The organism is Brevibacillus dissolubilis (assembly GCF_006170445.1).
Classification (GTDB): Bacteria; Bacillota; Bacilli; order Brevibacillales; family Brevibacillaceae; genus Brevibacillus_B; species Brevibacillus_B dissolubilis.
The window spans coordinates 1-580 of record NZ_VCNA01000026.1 but is presented as its reverse complement, the minus strand read 5'-3'; the positions used below and the strand labels follow the sequence as shown (position 1 = coordinate 580).

The 580-nt window shown below is 48.1% G+C and carries 1 tRNA gene and 2 rRNA genes; all 3 read right to left on the bottom strand.

From position 1 onward, the window contains the following. Positions 1-95: ribosomal RNA gene (locus FGI41_RS24650) — 23S ribosomal RNA — on the bottom strand; the annotation flags it as partial. 232 nt (positions 96-327) lie between these two features. Continuing rightward, a tRNA-Ala gene (locus tag FGI41_RS24645) sits at positions 328-403 on the bottom strand. 59 nt (positions 404-462) lie between these two features. Continuing rightward, positions 463-580, bottom strand: a 16S ribosomal RNA gene (locus tag FGI41_RS24640); the annotation flags it as partial.

Sequence of the window (580 nt, the reverse complement as noted above, 5' to 3'; positions counted from 1 at the left end):
GTGCTTACCGCTCCCCGAGGCTTATCGCAGTTCGCTGCGTCCTTCATCGGCTCCTAGCGCCAAGGCATCCACCGTGTGCCCTTACTAACTTAACCACGATGCACAGGATGTGCAAGTGCATGCGTTGTGACATAACGTCGCGTTCTTAGCATGCCTTCCATCCAAATGCTGATTAAAACTTGCCTTGTATGCTTGCATATCCAGTTTTCAAGGAACAATATCTTTCTGCAAAATCCCCATCTATTAGGTACAAAGTAATAGGTGACCTTCACAGAAAAACAATATATCACACTTGAAAAGTAGCTTCAAGTGTTAATTTTTAGGGAATGGTGGAGCTGAACGGGATCGAACCGATGACCTCCTGCTTGCAAGGCAGGCGCTCTCCCAACTGAGCTACAGCCCCTTATCACTAATTCCCTAAAAACCAGATAGAATCATAAGCTTTGCTTGTTTTCTCCGTAGAAAGGAGGTGATCCATCCGCACCTTCCGGTACGGATACCTTGTTACGACTTCACCCCAATCATCTACCCCACCTTCGGCGGCTGGCTCCTTGCGGTTACCTCACCGACTTCGGGTGTT